The sequence below is a fragment of the Psychrobacter sp. AOP5-GZ1-6 genome (genome assembly GCF_052376345.1).
In the GTDB taxonomy this organism is placed as follows: Bacteria; Pseudomonadota; Gammaproteobacteria; order Pseudomonadales; family Moraxellaceae; genus Psychrobacter.
In genome coordinates, this window is the sequence record NZ_JBQSVP010000011.1 from 14,764 (window position 1) to 34,176 (window position 19,413).

8 protein-coding genes and 1 pseudogene are annotated in these 19,413 nt (G+C 41.9%); 7 read left to right on the plus strand and 2 right to left on the minus strand.

The features are described from left to right. Positions 1-124 precede the first annotated feature (124 nt). Positions 125-820 (minus strand): annotated as a pseudogene (locus ACT3RN_RS03020) (DUF817 family protein); the annotation flags it as partial. Here ACT3RN_RS03020 and ACT3RN_RS03025 point away from each other — a divergent pair. The 5 genes from ACT3RN_RS03025 (at position 729) to ACT3RN_RS03045 (ending at position 10,627) form a co-directional block, all read left to right on the plus strand. After that, a complete protein-coding gene (locus ACT3RN_RS03025; protein ID WP_444518454.1) occupies positions 729-1,052 on the plus strand; it encodes a transposase in 324 nt (107 codons plus the stop codon). The pseudogene ACT3RN_RS03020 and the gene ACT3RN_RS03025 sit on opposite strands and share 92 nt — an antisense overlap. Positions 1,053-1,305: 253 nt before the next feature. After that, positions 1,306-2,256 carry an acetyltransferase gene (locus ACT3RN_RS03030; protein ID WP_192519214.1) on the plus strand — a complete coding sequence of 317 codons (951 nt, stop codon included), beginning with the start codon at positions 1,306-1,308 and terminating at the stop codon, positions 2,254-2,256. Positions 2,257-2,559: 303 nt separating this feature from the next. Then, entirely contained in the window at positions 2,560-4,197 is a 1,638-nt protein-coding gene (cysG, locus tag ACT3RN_RS03035; protein ID WP_192519213.1) for a siroheme synthase CysG, read from the plus strand. Positions 4,198-4,935: 738 nt separating this feature from the next. Next, positions 4,936-6,618, plus strand: coding sequence for an exonuclease SbcCD subunit D C-terminal domain-containing protein (locus ACT3RN_RS03040; protein WP_192519169.1), 1,683 nt, complete (start codon positions 4,936-4,938; stop codon positions 6,616-6,618). A gap of 79 nt (positions 6,619-6,697) precedes the next feature. Then, positions 6,698-10,627: an AAA family ATPase gene (locus ACT3RN_RS03045; RefSeq protein ID WP_192519170.1), complete on the plus strand. Its 3,930-nt coding sequence runs from the start codon at positions 6,698-6,700 to the stop codon at positions 10,625-10,627. A 258-nt stretch (positions 10,628-10,885) separates the two neighbouring features. Here ACT3RN_RS03045 and ACT3RN_RS03050 read toward each other — a convergent pair whose 3' ends face one another. Continuing rightward, complete coding sequence (locus tag ACT3RN_RS03050; RefSeq protein ID WP_192519171.1) at positions 10,886-15,733, minus strand: NAD-glutamate dehydrogenase; 4,848 nt, start codon at positions 15,731-15,733, stop codon at positions 10,886-10,888. A 464-nt stretch (positions 15,734-16,197) separates the two neighbouring features. Between ACT3RN_RS03050 and purD the strand changes: the two genes are divergently transcribed. Continuing rightward, positions 16,198-17,526: a phosphoribosylamine--glycine ligase gene (gene purD, locus ACT3RN_RS03055; protein ID WP_192519184.1), complete on the plus strand. Its 1,329-nt coding sequence runs from the start codon at positions 16,198-16,200 to the stop codon at positions 17,524-17,526. Between the two features lie 428 nt (positions 17,527-17,954). Then, the gene (locus ACT3RN_RS03060) at positions 17,955-19,349 is read left to right on the plus strand and encodes an ABC1 kinase family protein (protein ID WP_192519172.1); all 1,395 of its coding nucleotides are present in this window, start codon (positions 17,955-17,957) and stop codon (positions 19,347-19,349) included. The last annotated feature ends 64 nt before the right edge of the window (positions 19,350-19,413 follow it).

A 19,413-nucleotide genomic window follows, 5' to 3' on the forward strand; every position in this document is an offset into this window, starting at 1 on the left:
CCTAGCTGTTTATGAATAAAAAAGGCCCTTTCTTGGATTCAAGAAAGGGCCTTTTTTATGCTTATCGCCCATTCAATTTTAAAATAATAAGTACTGTTATTTTCGCCCATTTCACTTTTCATGATTAAATCAGTTGCCAACTCCCTTTAGCATCGCGTTTACCCATGACCGCCAACACCAATACTAGGCTCAATATCAGTAATAAGTACCAAGAACCCAGCTTACCCCAACCGACCATTTGCCATGAGCCCACTTGTGAAGGATAACGCCAAATATTAGCAAAAGTAGCAATATTCTCTGCTAACCAAACCAGAAATGCGAGAAACAATAGTAATGGTAAAAATGGTAATTGGTATTGCTTGGCACTACCTGCCTGCAAATTATTCTCACTATTAATTTGAAAAAATATTTTGGTTTTCCAGAATAAGATGAGTGAAGCTACGAACAGCACATTGCGAATATCAGGTACAAAGAATTTAGTAAAAAAGTTAGCATAAGATGAAACAACCAATAAAATCACCCATACTAAATTTGGCAAATTGGTAAAAGACACGTTAAACAGCCTTAACCCACGCGCTAAAAAACTGCCTACCGCCGAATACATAAAACCTGCAAAAAGCGGCACATTGGCAATTCTAAAAATCGCTTGCTCAGGATAGCACCAAGAGCCGATTTTGGGATGGGTCAAAAACAGCTCCATTGCCATGGCAATAATATGAAAAATAGCAATGACCCATACTTCACGAGGTGCTTCTAACTTTAAGCACACCAAAAGCGCTAACTGGTGCAAACAAACCCTAATCCCAAGTCTTAAAACCAAATGCGTGATTGTGATGGATAACGCCAAATTTCATAAGAGCAAACGCATTCAAAAGCTACTAAACAGGCACGGGCATCGTATTCTTTGGTTGCCGCCGTACAGCCCAGACCTAAACCCTATCGAAAAGAAATGGGCTCAGGTGAAGTTTCTACGCCAAGGCTGGATGGAAAACGACTTATCCAAATTGTTTTATGATGTTTGCCCTAACCATAACAATTTTATTTTGAGCTGACTATAGTATGATAATCACCTTAAAATATATTAAAATGCATTCAATTGAATAAATAACGTTTTTTTAACGTCTTATGGTATAACATTGGGTTATTCTATGCCTTACCTTTGAGGGCTGCGCATAATAAATGCACGACGCTCACCCTTTAAAGTCAAACCATGAACGAAAATACCATCTTTGTGAGTAGTCGCGCTCACTGTACTACTCAAGATTGGTGATAGTTTTACCGTACTCATTAATATGGATATTAGTTATGCCCTCTATAAAAAAAAATAACTCACTCTACGAAAAGCTCCATGATAAATTACCTCCTGTCGGAAAAGCTGCTTCTTTTTTGACTGGTGCTAGCGTCCTCACTGCCAATAGTGTCTTCGTTGGTATACCTATTTGGACGTTGGGCGCGACCAAAGTATTGACCAAGTCAAAATACGCTGATGATGCACTCATTGCAATTACTAAATATTGGATTAACAGTAATAACGCTGTAATCAATCATGCGCTACCTCACAAAGACTGGCGTATCAATATGCCGAATGATTTAAGTGAGGACAAACAATATCTACTCGTGAGCAATCATCAATCTTGGGTGGATACCAGTATTGTGCAATACATTAGCCAAGGTAGATTGCCTTTGACACGGTTCTTTACTAAGTTTAATTTGATTTATATTCCTGTTATCGGTCAAGCCTTTTACTTCTTAGACTTTCCGATGATGAAGCGCTTTTCTTCTAAAGCAATAGCAAAAAATCCAGAGCTTAAAAAACAAAATTTAATCGAAGCCAAACGTGCGTGTCGTCAATTAAAAGACAAGCCTTTTGCACTACTTAATTATTTGGAAGGTACGCGCTTCACCAAAGAAAAACATGATAAGCAAGACTCACCTTATCAACACCTATTAAAACCACGTGCTGGTGGTCTGTCATTGGCGATCAATGCATTAGGTGATCAATTGGATTCAATCTTAGATATCACGATCGTATATCCAGATGGGACGCCTGACTATGATGACTTATGGAAAGGCAATATCCGTCGCTTGGGTGTAGATGTGACTCGCTTAAAGATACCCGATGAGTTATTTTCCGCAATTATGGATGGTGGTTATGACCGTGATGAAGCCACGAAAAAAATGATGTTTGATTGGCTAGAAGACATCTGGCAACAAAAAGATGCACGTATGACTAAAATGCTCAGTGAGTTTGAGTAGGCTTTGGCAAAATACTCCATATATTATTGCGAATATTTTATAAATATTATGGTCAAAGTGCTTAGCTATATCACTGTTATATCACTTTGGCTATCCTATTTATTTTTTGTCTTATACTGCCTTTTATTGCTAAGCATCACGCTATATGAACATCCTATTAAGTCATCTATTCCCTTTCTCGCAAAAAAACCCCACCAACATGACAAAAACGAATATACTAATGCCAATTCACTGCGTGAGACGTTGCGCGTGATACCTCATAATAGCTGTATATCTTACATTAAATGAATGATTGGTAATGCTATGAATACTTTTCCGCTATTTTTTAAACTAGAAGACCGTAAAGTGCTTATCGTTGGTGGCGGTGATGTAGCGTTGCGTAAAGCCGATTTACTCAGCCGTGCCGGTGCCTCTATTACGGTGTTAGCGCCCGATATTTGTGATGAACTGCAAGCGTTACTATCTAATAGCAAGCATACACTGATTTATGAAAATTATGATAAAAGTCATATGTCAGGCGCACGAATCATTATTGCAGCAACTGATAACGAACCCCTAAACCATCAGATTCATGCAGATGCCACTGATCTTAATATTCCGGTGAACGTCGTCGATACTCCGCCTCTATGCGATTTCATCTTTCCCGCTATCGTTGACCGCAATCCAATTGTGATTGGCATCTCATCTAACGGTAAAGCACCAGTATTAGCACGCCTGTTACGGGCACGCCTTGAAACGTTAATCCCACAAGGTTATGGCAAATTAGCCAAACTAGCTGGCGAATTTCGCACTGAAGTAAAAGCCAAGATTCCTACACTGACCGGACGTCGACAATTTTGGGAGCGGGCATTTGAAGGCAAAGTTAGCGAGCTAATGTTTGCTGGTAATGAATCTCAAGCTACTGAGCAGCTACAAGCCGACTTAGATAGCACTGCCGCTCATATTGCCAGTGCTCATGAATCACCGATCGACACTGCTGTGACAGCCGCTCCTGTGATCGACAACCCAACCTCTTTGGATGCTAGTACTCCAGTTGGTGAAGTCTATATCGTGGGTGCAGGGCCTGGCGATCCAGAGTTATTAACATTCAAAGCGCTACGCCTGATGCAGCAAGCAGATATTGTCTATTATGATGCATTAGTCTCACCGCAAGTGTTAGATTTATGCCGCCGTGATTCGGATAAAGTGTTTGTCGGTAAAAAACGCAGCAACCATGCGGTCGCTCAGCTCGGTATCAATGAGCTGTTGGTAAATAGTGCCAAAGAAGGTCGCCGAGTGGTTCGTCTAAAAGGTGGCGACCCGTTTATCTTTGGACGTGGCGGCGAAGAGATTGAAAGTTTGCGAGCACATGGCATCCCTTATCAAGTCGTGCCAGGCATTACTGCTGCCAATGCAGCGGCCAGCTATGCAGGGATTCCACTTACTCATCGTGATCACTCGCAATCGGTCCGCTTTGTTACTGGGTTTTTAAAGGCTGGCGCGCCAAACAACAACTTTCAGAGCTTTTTGAACACCGATGAGACGGTTGTGTTTTATATGGGTCTGCACTCTTTGCCTCGTTTGACCGAGGGCTTGGTTGGTGCTGGACGTAGTAGCGATACACCTATTGCCATCGTATCCAATGCCAGTATGCCTAATCAGCAAGTATTGACTGGTACACTTGCCAATATCGTTGAATTACAAGCACAAGCGCAACTACCAACGCCTGCCCTACTGATCATGGGTGATGTCGTTAGCCTGCATGATAGTTTGGCTTGGTACAATCAACAACATGAGCAAAATATATCCGACACCAATAATAACTGGTTACGTGGTGGTACAGCTTCCACGCCAAAATCCGAAACTGCACTACATGAACCTCATGCTCAACAAGCGCATGCCTTGTCGATGGTAGCCAGCCTTGCCACAGAAGATGGTCTAGAGCAACTGATTGTTGATTAATTTAGGTTGTCTAAACAATCAAAAAGCCACGCTAATAATCATTAGCGTGGCTTTTTGATGTATGGATTTTAGCTCATTTTTTTGGTTTTTATTAAAAAACCACTCATAAAATAGTATGAATTTTATAAAGTGGTGTGAAGCGTATAAGGCCAAACGTCATCTTGTGGTACAACCATATACCAATATCTCTCTTCTACCACAGTTAACGGCCTATAAATTAAATGAACAAAAAAGCTGGCATAGAATAAGCGTGGCTGTAGTAGTCCTACACTACTACCCGGTGAAATGTTATGACCGTAAGTCAATTTAACTCCGTCATGGTTTGAAATAAAACCTGAGTGATGTACAAGTAAATGATTACGTCTGATTTCGATATAACCTAACAGGTAAATGATAGTGAAAATTATGATGATGTATTTTTTCATTGTTATTTTACACCGTGATTTATCTTTTAATAACTGTCTATAAACGCTGTGTATTTGATTCGCTTTAAAATTTACATTGTTTTGTTTACATCGTTTCCAAACCTATCGTTATCAACGTATCGATTTTAATCTATACAAGACCTATAGTAGACAAAAGATTATACTTTTTTGTTTAGCTATTACTATTCCTCCAGTAGGAAATGACGTTAAATACCCCTCCAAAGACAGCAAAACCAGACAATTCTTGCTAAAATAATCACTGCATTACTCTTCCTCATTTAGCCAAATTCAGCCAATTATATTAAGTGCCCCTATGCCCGTACTCGCTGCCTTACCATTAACTATTTTGCACACATCCGATTGGCACTTAGGACGACGGCTTTATGGACATATGCGCTATAGCGAATTTGAAGCTTTTTTAAGCTGGCTTGAAGAGACCATCAGTACGCAAAAAGTCGATGTATTAATCGTCGCTGGTGATATCTTCGACACCATGACCCCAAGCAATAGAGCCCAAGCGCTGTACTATGAGTTTTTGGGTAAGGTATCAAAATCTTGCTGCCAACATATCATTATCGTGGCAGGCAATCATGACTCCCCAACATTTTTAGACGCACCCAGTCAAATCCTAAAGTTTTTAAACGTGCATGTGATCGGTACTGCTTGCGATGATGTCAACGATGAAGTGCTGTTGTTAAATAATGCTCAAGGCGTGCCTAGCTGTATTATCGTAGCGGTACCTTATCTGCGCGACCGCGATGTTCGTAGTAGCGGTGCTGGCGAGTCTATGGACAGTAAAGACGCCAGCGTGATTAATGGTATTTGTGCTCATTATGATGCCGTAGCAGCCATTGCCAAATCGCACCAGCAGACCATTATCAAAACACATAATCGTCACATTCCCATTATTGCTACTGGTCATTTATTTGCATCAGGTGGTAGCACCACTGCTGATGATGGCGTGCGTGACTTATATATTGGTAATTTGGGGAAAATCTCTGCCGAAATGTTCGACGAGTGCTTTGATTACGTGGCACTGGGCCATTTGCACGTGCCGCAGCGTGTGGGCGGGCGCGAGCATATTCGCTATTCAGGCTCACCTATTGCCATGGGATTTGGTGAAGCCAAGCAGCAAAAACAGGCCTTACTGATACAATTCGGTGCAGCATTAGACGATATTAAAGAGAATATTGATAACAAAAGCCATCATGAAAGTATAAGTGAAGCTCCAGCGGCGAACCTAACCTCTGATATGGCTCAACTTAGTAATACATCTACCAAGCCTGAGGTATCAGTAGAAAAACCCACGACCAAAAAGGCAGACAGTCAAACCGACTTTATCGATGACTTATTTGGTTTTGATGACGCAATAATAGACGAGTCGATATCAAGCGGAAAGACTAACAACAGCGCTCAGGAAGACATCGGTATTGAAGCAGAGAGTAGTAGTGAAGACAACAACACTGAAGAAAAGGCCACCCAAACAGATATAGCTCAGAGCATCATCGGTATTTCAAAGTCAACGCCTTTAACTTTTGCGTTCGCTGCTCAACTACTCCACCATGATGTTGAACGTCAGATGCAAGTGTTATCCTTACCTATTCCAAGATTCCAAAAATTAGCACAAATATCTGGCGATTTGCAGACTATTCAACAAACAATCGACAGCACCATTCAATCTTTAGCACCGAGCGAATCGGTTTGGCTTGAGCTCATTTATACCGGTGACGATATTGTCAGTGACCTACGTGAGCAAATTCAAGTGATGGTCGATGGCTTGCCTTGTGAGGTATTGAAAATAAAAAACCCTCGTACTTACAACAAGGTATTGAATCAAGAGGCGGCTTCTGAAACCTTACAAGACTTAAATGAGATGCAAGTATTTGAGCGTTGTTTGAGTGCTAATGAGGTGACAGATGCGCAAAAGCTGACCTTACGTGATGCTTACGCACAAATTATTCATAACATTCATAATGACGATACGCAGGCTGAATAATCAAACCTTAAGTATCATGCTTTGAAGCATTAACTTTACTTTAAAATAACAACTGTTCCAATAATGATAAGACCCAACCATGCGCCTAATTGAACTACGACTAAAAAACCTAAACTCTCTAAAAGGTGAATGGCACATCGATTTTACGAATGCCGCTTTTATTAATGAAGGTATATTTGCCATCACAGGACAAACGGGCGCTGGCAAGACCACCATTTTAGATGCGATTTGTTTGGCACTATATAGCCGAACTCCTAGGTTGGGTGATATTACGGGCTCAGCCAATGAGATGATGACCCAAGGTACAGGCGAGTGCTCAGCCGAGGTAGTGATAGAGATCGGTGATAAGCATTATCGCTGCTCATGGTATCAGCATCGAGCGCGCAAAAAAGCCAAAGGTAATTTACTACCCATCAAGCATGAGATCAGTGATGTCAAAAGCGCAAAAGTATTAGAAGAAAAAAAATCAAAAACAGCCGTCTACATCCAAGACTTAATTGGCATGGATTTTAACCAATTTACCCGCTCCATCATGCTGGCACAGGGCAGCTTTGCCGCTTTTTTAAAGTCCGATGTCGCTGATAGAGCGGCCATTCTAGAAAAAATCACTGGTACAGCCATTTATGCCGAGATATCTAAAAACGTGTTTGAAAAAAAACGACACGAAGAAAACCAACTGGCCAAACTACAAGCAGGTATCGACAGCTTACCCTTATTAAGTGATGAAGATGAGGCGCAGCTGCGTGTGGAATTAACCACTCTCAAGCAGGAGCAAGCCGTACAGCGCGAAGCCTTTAAGGAAGTGAGCGATCAACTGCAATGGTTGGATAAAGTCACAGAATTACAGCAAAATCTGACCAAGCACCAAGGATTAATGGCAGACGCGTTGCAAGCGCAGCAAGACTTTGTGCCAGAATCCATGCGTTTGGATGCTGCCAATAAAGCGTTAGAGATTGACAGTCCGTTTCGAGAGCTGACTTATAGCCGCAAAAAAGTGCAAGACCTACAGACAGAAAACACCACCATCACTCAGGAACTACCAACACAACAGGCATCTGTTTTAAAAGCTAATAATGAGTTACACACTGCTACTACCATAGAGGCGCAAGCGACAACAGCACTGAATGACACCCTACCAGTTATCACAAAAGTGCGGGATCTAGATAGCAAAATTAATCAGCAAGCTCGATTGTTAGCAGACGACACCCAACGCAAAAACATGCTGGCTACGAGCATGCAGAACTTACGTCAACAAATCGACACACATCAACAAACCGAAAGTGATATTAAACGTCAGCTTAACCATATAGAAAAATACTTTAGCGACTATCCAGAGCTCAATAATTTAGACAGCGACATACCCACTTTTAATGACAACTGTATTCGATTAAAAAATATTTTAACGAATAATATCAGCCTAACAGCAGACAAAGCCACACAGCATCAGCAAATGCGTGAGCGACAAGACAATGCGGATACATTATCAAAAAAACTAGAGACAGATAAGTCATCAATTTCGCAGCAACGTACGCAACTTGCCAGCTTACAACAGCAGCAAGGTGCTCTGATGAAAGGCCAATCGGTTGCAAGTATGCGCAGCGAGCAAGAACAGATTGGTCAAATAAGCGCTCATATTGAGCAAGTAGGTTTTAAGCTACAGCATTTATCTGAAATATCTGACCAAATCAGTCAGATTGACCTGACACTGCCAGCACTAAATAAAGAGCTGGCTACGTTAGCAGACTCGATTGTCCAACGTCGGTCAAACTTACAAGAAGCTAAATCCAAACAGCAAGAAAAACAGGAGCATCTAAGATTACTACAGAAAGTCGCCAAGCTTGAAGATTACATCATAGAGCTAGAAGACGGTACACCCTGCCCGCTTTGCGGCGCGCATGAACATCCTTATGGTAACGATCATCCATTATTAGATAAGCATGCAGACGGTGATAAACCTCAGTCGCAAATGCAACAAACACTGCAGCAAATAGATGATCTAGATACGTTGATCGAAAATATCGAGCAGACCCTATCTAACGATAATATTAAACATGCGACAAAACAATCAGCCATCAATAGCGAACAGCAGCAGTTAGCGAATCTGCAGACACGAACAACAACTCTAGCCAGTGATATTCAGTCTGTTTTGGTCTCAATACTGCATACTCAAAATACGTATACCCAAGCGCTTGCTGAGATTATCCATCCACTGACTGAGATGAGTGACTTTTATAAAAGCGCTAATGCCTTTGACACGGCTCATATTGAGCATTTTACCGCGATATTAAACAACACCAAACAGCAGCTCAATCAACAAAAGCAGTCGACTCATACCATACTAACTGAATATGATGCTCAGGCAGAACAAATCATAGCGCTTAACAGAACGATTGAGGCCGATGAAAAACAGCAACAGGCGCTGATTAATGAGGTAAACAGTATAACGACTGATATAAAATTGATATCACAAAAAATTGAAGGTATAGATAACCGTATTAATGTTAATTTTGCTGAATTGGCGCCTATTATAACGGCGGTCTGCGCGCAAGTAGATAGATATCCCATTGATAAATACAAAGCGTATTTGAATACAGCACCGAACCGCGCAGACATTCAGGCAGCACTCTCGCAACTACATCATAGTATTCAAACGCAGGCAGTATTAAGTAAGACTGAATGTGACACTCACATCGATCAACTACGCCAGAAAAGCAGTGCGCTAAAGGAATTAAAACAAACCCTTAATGAGCAAACCGACCAACAGCATCAGCTGAATAACAATCTAAGCAGTATCACCGCACAAATTGATACCAAGCAACATCAGCTGGCAAGTGAAGAAGCCGCACTCCAGCAATTAGACACTTTAATTAGCGAGCATACTAAAACGCATCAGCAATTACAGGCAGAGAGACACAGGCTATTTGCAGATAAAAACCCTGATCACGAGAGCAATCGACTACACACAGCGCTAGATGAGGCAAAAAATAAGACCGCTATCGTACAACGGCAGGCCGATAATGCGGCACAGTTGCTGGAGCAATCACAATTGCGCGCGCAGCAATTGGCAAGAGACCTTGATATTGCCACGACCATACTTAATGAGCAGCAAACGAATTTTAACGCGTTATTGGCACAATCACAGTTTACAAGCGAGGCTGATTTTGAGCAGGCACGACTGCCAAAAGAGACGCGTGATGATTTAAAAAACCGACAGTTTGGTATTGAACAAGCATTAAACCAGACCAAAGCCCAATTACAAGCCACGCAGCAATCATTGGATGATCAGCTTGCCAATCCTTTAACTGATGAACCAAGAGACGTACTCGCTGGCAAGCAGAACCAGCTACAGACAGAGATAGACACTCGTTTTGGTGCATTGGGTGCTATCGAACAACAGCTTACAACTAATGAGCAGCAAAAAACCGTACAGAGCGAGCAGCACACTGCTATCGCTGCACAAAAAGAGACCATGCAAGTATGGCAACAGTTGTATGATTTGATTGGCTCCGCAGATGGCAAAAAATACCGTACCTTTGCGCAAGGCTTAACCTTTCAGGTGATGATTGACCATGCCAATAAACAGCTAACAAAAATGAGCAATCGCTACTTACTCATTCATGATGCAGATAACGCATTAGAGCTTAACGTGGTTGATGATTATCAGGGCGGTGATATCCGCAGTACCAAAAACCTATCAGGCGGTGAAGGTTTTATCATTAGCCTAGCATTAGCACTAGGATTGTCACAAATGGCCAGTCAAAACATACGAGTGGACTCGTTATTTTTGGATGAAGGGTTTGGTACACTAGATGAAGAGTCGCTCGATATCGCGCTTGATACCCTAACCAGCCTGCAACAAGAAGGCAAAATTATCGGTATTATCTCTCACGTTCAAGCGTTAAAAGAACGTATCTTGACGCAAATTAAGGTCGAAAAAATCTCTGGTGGGTTTAGCCAAATTAGCGGACAAGGCTGTCGTAAAGTGGAAGACGCTGCAGCCAGTAAGTAATAGTGAACATCATATCTATAGCCGATCCACTATAAAACAAATACATCGATACGGATTATATTTTGCGCCGCCTCCTGCGTAGGCACAGCAAGAAAGGCGTAACCCGTATCGTGTGGTTGACTCTCTTTTATTTGAAACTGATTATATTCAGTGAATAAATAAACCGCTCATAATAAAAACCCACCGCTATTTAATAGCGGTGGGTTTTTTTGCAAATAAATTATGGTTTAGATAGCTGGCTATCTATTTATCTACTACTTATTTGGTCACCAAGCCACTCAACTCACTCATCAATACTGACAATGTTGACAGCGTGATCTGACGGTTTTCATCATTGGCATACAACTGATCTAATTTGCTCATTTCTGCTGTGACAGATGTCAAATGATCTGAATGGCGTGAGTACCACTCATCAAATGCTTGTTTCGCATCTGGTTTGGATAAGATAGCATCCATCAGTAGACGCAAACTACGTGACAGCTCATTCATTAATGCATGGCGAGCACGACGATCCCAATAACCTTGCTGCGGTAAAGTCGCGATGTTATCCGCCATCCAGTCTAGTTGCAAGACATGATAAGCCTCAAAGTATAAGGTTGCAATCTCATCGACAGGACGCTCATATAGTTCTGCTAAGAGCGCTGTATCAAGCGCATCCACATGATAAGGCATCATAGCAAATAACGCCGCATCACTGTTAGACAGGTCGTCTTGCATCAATTTGGTGGTATCTTTTTGTAAATACTCTGCAAATTTCTGCTCAATAAACCCATCTGGTTTGGTCAGTTTTTCAACACTGTCATTAAATCGGCTGATCATATCAGAGACTTGCAAATCTTGGCCAAAGGCATTGATAAACCAAACAACGCCACTCTCAAGCGAATCACGTAGACGTAGTTCAAGGCTTAGCAACACAGTAGCATCGATTTGATTGTCTAATGATTCAAGCGTTTTCCAAGCTTTTGATACATCAAAGACATCACGGCTGATCGCATAACCACGCACGATGGTAGCAAGCGACTGATCTGTTTCCTCGAAAAGACGGAACAATGCTTCGATGCCTAGGCGGTTAACCACACTATTGGTTAGATAAGTACTAATGATTTCGCGATGCAAGCGATGCTCGGTCATCTCATCGAAGAAACGTGACGCCAGCTCATCTGGGAAGTACTTACGTAGCTCATTAATGAAGTAAGGATCGTCTGGCAAATCAGAAGACAATAAGTTGTCGTATATCCACATCTTGCCATAGGCCATCACGACTGCCAGTTCAGGGTTGGTCAGACCGGTATGAGATTTTTGACGTTTGGCAATTTCTTCATCAGATGGCAAGTATTCAATTGCACGATCCAGACGCCCTTCACCTTCTAGCATCTGAATAAAGCGTTGGTGATCGCTGAGGTTCGCTGATGCACGAAGTTGACTCAGCTCAATTGCCTGAGGTTGCAGATAGTTCTGGCGCAGTACCAGCTCTGCTACGGTGTCGGTCATACTCTCAAGCAGCTCATTACGTTGCTTAATCGTCATATCGCCTTGCTCAACGATCTTACCTAGTAGGATTTTGATATTGACTTCATGATCCGAGCAGTTAACACCGCCTGAGTTGTCGATTGCATCTGTGTAGATACGTCCACCGGTTTGAGCGTATTCGATACGACCTTGCTGAGTTAGACCTAAGTTACCACCTTCACCAACGACGGTTGCACGTAGCTCATTACCATCAATACGTAGTGAATCATTCGCACGGTCACCAACGTCAGCATGCGTTTCGTTCGCACTTTTGACATAAGTACCGATACCACCATTCCAAATAAGATCGACAGGAGCGCGTAGTAACGCACTAATCAAATCATTCGGTGCAAGGCTGTCTTCACTAATATCAAAGAGCGATTTCATCTCAGGACTGATAGTGATGGTTTTGTCTTGGCGTGAGAAGATACCACCACCTTGACTGATTAATGACGCTTCATAATCTGCCCACGATGAGCGTGGTAATTCAAACAAGCGTGCACGCTCAGCGTATGAAGCCACAGTGTCTGGATTAGGATCAATAAAGATATGTAGATGGTTAAATGCAGCGACCAGCTTGGTATGTTTTGAGAGCAGCATGCCGTTACCGAACACATCACCGCTCATATCGCCGATACCGACTACGGTAAAGTCATCACGGTTTTGGATGTCCATACCGCGCATACGGAAATGACGTTTAACCGACTCCCATCCACCGCGAGCTGTGATACCCATTGCTTTATGGTCATATCCGACTGAGCCACCTGATGCAAAGGCATCATCTAGCCAGAAGTTGTACTCTGCTGCTAGTGCATTGGCAATATCAGAGAAAGTCGCTGTACCTTTGTCTGCTGCGACAACTAAGTACGGGTCATCTTCATCATGGCGTACCGTATTGGCTGGCGGGATGATTTTGCCATCGACAATATTGTCCGTGACATCAAGCATACCGCGCAGGAATGTTTGATAACAAGCAATACCCTCTGCTTGAAACGCTTCACGACCATCAGCCATAGATTTGGTTTTGACGATAAACCCGCCTTTTGAGCCAACTGGCACGATAACAGCGTTTTTGACCATCTGAGCTTTGACCAGCCCAAGCACTTCAGTACGGAAGTCTTCCATACGATCTGACCAGCGCAGACCACCACGGGCAACTTTACCACCGCGTAAATGTACGGCTTCTACGCGCGGCGAGTAAACAAATATTTCAAACATTGGTTTTGGTTTTGGCAGGTTAGGAATATCTGCTGCCAAAAACTTAAATGACAAACGGTCTTTGCGTTGCCCGTTTTCATCTGTTTGATAAAAGTTAGTACGAACCATGGCGTTGATCAAATCCAAATACCAACGCAAGATAAGATCTTCGTCTAGACTATCTACATCTGCTAGCGCTGCGATGATTTTTTCTTGTATCTGCGCAGCTTTCTGTGTTCGCTCGTCTTCGTTGTGTTCTGGATTCATGCGGGCATCGAATAGGCTGGCTAGCGCTACACTGATATCGCTGTTTTTGACCACAGTTTGTTGAATGTAATTGCTAGAGAATGGTGCTCGAGCTTGTAACATATAACGCGATAATGCTCGTAATAAGACCACGCCATAGGTGTCCAAGTTGGTCGTCAATACCAGCTCATTAAAGGAGTCGCTTTCAACTTTTCCAGCCCAAATTTGTTTGAGACTGTCTTCAAACTGACCGCGTACCACTTGCATATTGACAGTATCAACATGCTCAAGCGTCAGCTCATACTCTTGCATCCAAATAGGCTGCTCTGGCAAGTCAAACTCATAGGTTTGTGCTGAGATGACTGATACGCCGAAGTTTTCGAGGATTGGCAAGACCTTGGACAAGATGACAGGTTGCTCACGACCGTAGAGTTTTAGATGCAGCTGGTTACTTGCATCACCTGTTGATTGGTACAAGTGCCAAATCATTGGTTGCTCTGTCGTCAATACCGCCAAACGCTTGGTATCTTCAACGGCAGTACGAGCATCAAAACGCTCTTGATATGCGGCGGGAATATAGTTTAAGAATCGACGATTTAAAGCATTGGCTTGTTGTTCACCGACATTATCGAGCAGTACTTTCTGATAGTTATCAGTCCATGATTGCATCAACTCGGATAACTTAGCCTCAAGCGCAGGTGTATCAACCTCATTTACTTGACCTGGTACTGTGCGCACATGGACATGGACACGAGCATGTTCAGATTCATTGAACTCAGTGGTAAAGCCAGACGAAGTTCCGCCATAAGCATCTTTTAGTACGTTTTGCACCTTGATACGCAGTTCAGTATTGAACTTGTCACGTGGAATATAAACTAAGCAAGACACAAAACGTTGATAATGATCAATACGGCTGAATAGGCGCAGACTCTTTTTGTCTTGTAACTGACTGATACCCGAAACGATTGGATATAACTCTTCAACGCTGGCTTGAAATAAATCATCACGCGGCAAAGTATTAATAACATGCATCATTTTGTGATGTGCATGACCATCACGTGGCAACTCTGCCATCGCCATTATTTTATTAGCTTTTTCACGCAATAATGGTATTTGTTGTACAGTCAGTTGATACGCTTGTGAGGTTAACAAGCCAATAAATCGATACTCCCCAACCAGTTTACCGTTATCATCAAACTTATGAATACCCAAAAAGTCCATGTATACAGGACGATGTACAGGTGATACACGACTTGACTTAGAGAGCATCAATACTCTTGGCTCAGTCAATAGTTGCTTTAATACTTTAGGTAGTTGGCTAAAACTTTGTGATAATTTATCTTCTTCAGAACCACGTAAGAGACCCAAACCGCTATTACCAATAGCAAATAAATCTAAGGCAGTAGGATTCTTATCCACCTCTACTGCTTGTCCACCTTCTAAGCGATACTCTCGATATCCGAGAAATATAAAATGATCGTCTAATACCCAATCTAAAAACGCCTGTATTTCTTGATGAGAATAAAATGCTTCTGGTAACTGTTTATGAGACAGCTCATCTTTAATATGAGTCAACTGTGCTCGCATCTGTGCCCAATCACCAACGACTGTATCTAGCGTATCAATTTTTGCTCGTAGCATCTGCTGTAAAGATTCTAAGTCTTTGTTATCTTGATAAGCAATCTCACAATGAATCAAAGACAGATGAGACGTCGCACTTTCATTGGCACTTTCAATATGCGTAATTTGATCATTATCATCACGTTCAACATTGATAATAATATTATAAGTACGATGAATATCGATACCTTCCGCTTCTAAGCTCATCAAAATTGTATCGACTAGGAAAGGTCGATCATAAGCCACAATTTGAATAACTGTGTGCGAGCTGTGAAAGTGCTGCTCTTCCGCTTTGGGGTTCAACACTGTCAATTGCGGGTAATTGCCTTCATAAGCTTTAAGCAGGGTAAAATGATGCAGCGCCATACCTGCTAGATCAGCATTATTGATATTTTTTGCCACTTCTTGATGCAAAGGTTGGTAGTAGCTATGAATAAAGTGATCAAATAGCGATTTGTCTTTTTGTACGTAACTGGTAGCAATATCGCTTATTTGGCTGATGCGCTCTGTTGCGATACTGAGAGAGTTTGGCATTTTATTTTTTCCTTTTTTATAGGTTTGGTTGATCCATTATTTATGTAAATTAAGTCATGCGTTTACTTACTAATACTGCCTGCATATATTGAATGTTGTTTATGCCGCGATGCAGTATATCCATTTATAAAAATTATTCTGTTTTTTATTACTTTTTTACGTTTCTCCCCTGTTTCTATTTTAATGTCATAGGGCTAAGTGATATTCAAGTGACCCTCACCCCCTTAATTTATTGAAGTGTAACGTAACTAAGGCGCTAGCAGACGTTTGCAACTTCATTTCATGAATTAGCAAGACATCAATAACCTTTTCTAATGAAACAGCTTTCGAATTTATAGGTGACTGCGCACTAGTAGGTGGATACTCATGGCAATCAGTACGACTTTTTTGTTAGAATATGCCGATGTATTTACGAGTGTGTGACTCACTCATTATTAATTTTAACGCTAAGGGCGAGACGTATGATGAATATTTTGGTGATTGGCTCAGGTGGTCGCGAACATGCGCTAGCATGGCAGTGCGCAAAAGACGATAAAGTCGATAATGTTTACGTCGCTCCTGGTAACGCTGGTACTGCACTTGAGCCTAAATGTCAGAATATTACTTTAGAACCAGTCGCTGGTGCTGATGAACACAGTGCTGTAATAAGTTTTTGCCAAGATAATGCTATCGACATGGTTATCATTGGACCAGAAGCACCTTTAGTCACAGGAATCGTTGATGCCTGCCGTGATGCTAATATCAAAGTATGGGGCCCGACTGCTTACTGTGCACAACTAGAAGGCTCAAAAACTTTCGCCAAAGAGTTTATGGCACAGAACAACATTCCAACGGCTGCTTATCAAGGTTTTACAGAAGCAACGGCTGCCAAAGCCTATGTTAGTAAACAAGGCGCGCCAATTGTTATCAAGGCTGATGGTTTAGCGGCTGGTAAAGGCGTCATCGTTGCCGAAACTATCGAGCAAGCACATGAAGCAATCGACGACATGCTAGCAGACAATAAATTTGGGGATGCGGGCAGTCGTGTGGTTATCGAGCAGTTTTTACAAGGCGAAGAAGCCAGCTTTATCTGCATGATTGATGGTGACAACATCTTACCGATGGCAACCAGTCAAGATCATAAGCGAGCCTTTGAAGGTGATACAGGACCGAACACTGGTGGCATGGGTGCCTACTCTCCTGCACCAGTTGTGACTCAGGATGTACATGACAAGGTCATGAGCCAAGTCATTCAGCCGGTGGTTGATGCCATGAAAAATGCTGGACATCCTTATACTGGATTTTTATATGCAGGCCTTATGATTGATGACGCAGGTGACCCTTATGTTATCGAGTTTAACTGCCGCTTTGGTGATCCAGAGACACAGCCCATTTTGATGCGTCTACAGTCTTCAATGGTAGATTTGGTCGAACAAGGACTGGCTGGTCAATTGCCTAGTGAGGCTAAATGGGATAAACGCCCTGCTCTGGGCATTGTTTTGGCGTCTAAAGGCTATCCAGAAACGTCTTCAAAAGGCGATGTTATTACTGGCTTACCAGCGTTAGGCAGCAATGATGACAATGCTGTGAAAGTATTCCATGCGGGCACTGCATTTTCTGACAGTAATGCTGGAGATTCTGAGAAAGAAGTCATTACCAACGGTGGTCGTGTGCTATGCGTAACGGCATTAGCAGACAATATTGCTGATGCTCAACAAGCAGCACTAGTTGTAACAGGTGCGATTAGTTTTGATGGTGCGCAATATCGCCGTGATATCGGTCACCATGCTGTTACTCGTGAAAACGCTCAATAATTGAGTGGTTTGTCTTAAATTAATAAAAAATTCTGCACTCTATTATTTGACCTAGCATGATGCTAGGTCTTATTTTTTTTAGATTAAAAATATAATATAGTCAAATCCATATGAATCCGCTACATCGTCATCCTCGCTGACCGTACTAATGTATCGCTTGCACTCGGTTTCCTTGTGTCGAAGTTATTTGAACTCAACTATATTAATGATCCTGCTGTTTTTCTAAAATTTAGCTTTCTAAAAATACTTATTTCTACAAAATTATATATTGTAAAACAACGTCGTACAGAGTAACTGCTATTAGCCTCTATGAGGCATCAACCAAGTACGTTTTATATGATACAATTTTGTACCTGTATATCGTATCTCCCTTGATTTGTAGTTCCCTTACCCACAAATCAGTACCAACTGACTGAATGATTATATTTATGGCAAATGATACGTCTAAATCGTCTAACAATAAGCAATCAATCGATACCCTAAAAACGTCAGGCTTTGAGCGTCGAATGTCGATTGCCAAAACATCTTTAAATATTGGTCGTCGTTGGGCAGGTAATAGCGTGTCTGGTATGTTCTTAGGTAAAGAAGCACGTACAGCTCGCAACCAAGCTTTTATGGAAGATCAAGCTACTTATCTTGCGGCAGAGCTTGGTAAGTTAAAAGGCTCTGTGGTAAAAATTGGTCAGATGTTAGCGATTTATGGCGAGCATATTTTGCCTCCCGAAATCACACGTGCATTGCAAACGCTTAACGATAATACCGCCACACTATCATGGCCAACGATTGAACAAACCTTACGTAGATTATTAGGCGATAAGTTAAATGACCTAGAGGTAGATCCAATTCCTATTGGAACCGCGTCACTTGCTCAAGTTCACCGTGCAACCGTATTAGAAACTGGTGAGCAAGTCGTGCTAAAAATACAATACCCTGGTGTGGCAGAAGCTATCAATTCAGATCTGTCTTTATTCAAGCAATTACTAAAAGTTAGTAATATTGTGCCGCAAACCCGTTCACTCGATGCGTGGTTTGAAGAGATACGCGACCTACTCCATCATGAAGTTGATTACGAAGCGGAAGCGGAGACCACAGAGCGTTTTTATGAGCGTCTCAGTCATGATTCACGTTATATAGTGCCTAAAATCAATCGAAACTACTCAAAAAAACGCCTATTGTGTATGTCTTATGAGCCTGGCATCACGGTAGTTTCCGAAGAGTTGCAGATGCTGTCTCATGAGCGTCGTAACGCGATTGGTCAAGCCGCTATTGAAATTATGATGCAAGAGATATTTGTTTGGGGCGAAATGCAAACTGATCCAAACTTTGGTAACTATTTGGTGCGCGTCAGTGATGACAAAGATGATATAGATAGGTTGGTATTATTGGATTTTGGTGCAATTCGTCAATTTGATAAACATCTATTGACCATTGCCCATGGTTTATTAAAAGCAGGTTATCATCATGACCATCAGGCAATGGTACTAGCGATGACTGGTTATGACTTCTTTGATAGCATGAGCGATAAAGTTAGATCGGATGTAGCTTCGCTGTTTTTGCTGGCGACAGAACCTTTTAGTGACCCTACTATAAACCCAGATATTCCAACTGACAGCTTGGATCAGGATAATCGTTATATTTGGGCCAACAGTAAACTGCATTCACGTCTATCAACTAAAGCATCAAAAGCCATGCAGTCTTTTGAATTTAATCTCCCACCAAAAGAATTTATGTTTATCAGCCGAAAATTTATTGGTGCGTATACTTTTTTGACAGTTTTGGACGCACATACCTACTCTGATAAGTTGGTAAAGCCCTTTTTATAGATTAAACGACGCACGATTTTTGAACTGCCCTTTAGTGGCAGTTTTTTTATGTATGGTTTTTTTT